This window comes from Blautia sp. AF32-4BH, assembly GCF_003460565.1.
Lineage (GTDB): Bacteria > Bacillota > Clostridia > Lachnospirales > Lachnospiraceae > Fusicatenibacter > Fusicatenibacter saccharivorans.
In genome coordinates this window covers 1-563 of sequence record NZ_QTVL01000052.1, presented here as the reverse complement: position 1 = coordinate 563, position 563 = coordinate 1, and the positions used below count along the sequence as shown (strand labels likewise).

The window sequence follows — 563 nt, the reverse complement described above, 5'->3', positions numbered from 1 at the left end:
CTCCTCCGGGTTTTAACGGGATTTTTCCTTCTGACCTTCTATGTAAGCAAGTACCTGTTCACGGCTCCGGTCACTGACCGTTACTGCACAATAAGACGGATTCCACAAATGCCCTCCCCACAACTCTTTCTTTAGCTCTGGATGCAAAAGGAACATCTGGCGCGCAAGATTCCCCTTCATGATTTTGATCATGTCTGAAATATAAAACTGTGGTCGGCAATCTACAAGCAGATGAATATGATCCGGCATAACCTCCATGGCCAGGATTTGAAATTTATATTCCTGTGCAAGACTTTCCAGCATTTCTTTGCATTCCACATCAATTCCGTCTTTTAAAACCTTTTTTCTGTACTTTGTACACCAGACCAGATGATACTGCAGAGAGTACACATATCCTCTACCATATGAAAGATCATTTTTATTAATTGTAAACATATCTTTTCCCATAAAAACATTATACCATATACATAGGAATATATCAAACATTTGTTCTCGTTCTTATCAAAAATCTTGCGCGTCTAACTCATCACTACTACAATATATTTATGGGTAATCCCCTTACT

The 563-nt window shown here is 38.7% G+C and carries 1 protein-coding gene; it reads right to left on the bottom strand.

Annotation, left to right across the window (positions count from 1 at the left end):
• Positions 1 to 12: 12 nt before the first annotated feature.
• Positions 13 to 447, bottom strand: coding sequence for an IS200/IS605 family transposase (gene tnpA / locus DWZ44_RS18055; protein ID WP_117805444.1), 435 nt, complete (start codon positions 445 to 447; stop codon positions 13 to 15).
• Between the last annotated feature and the right edge of the window lie 116 nt (positions 448 to 563).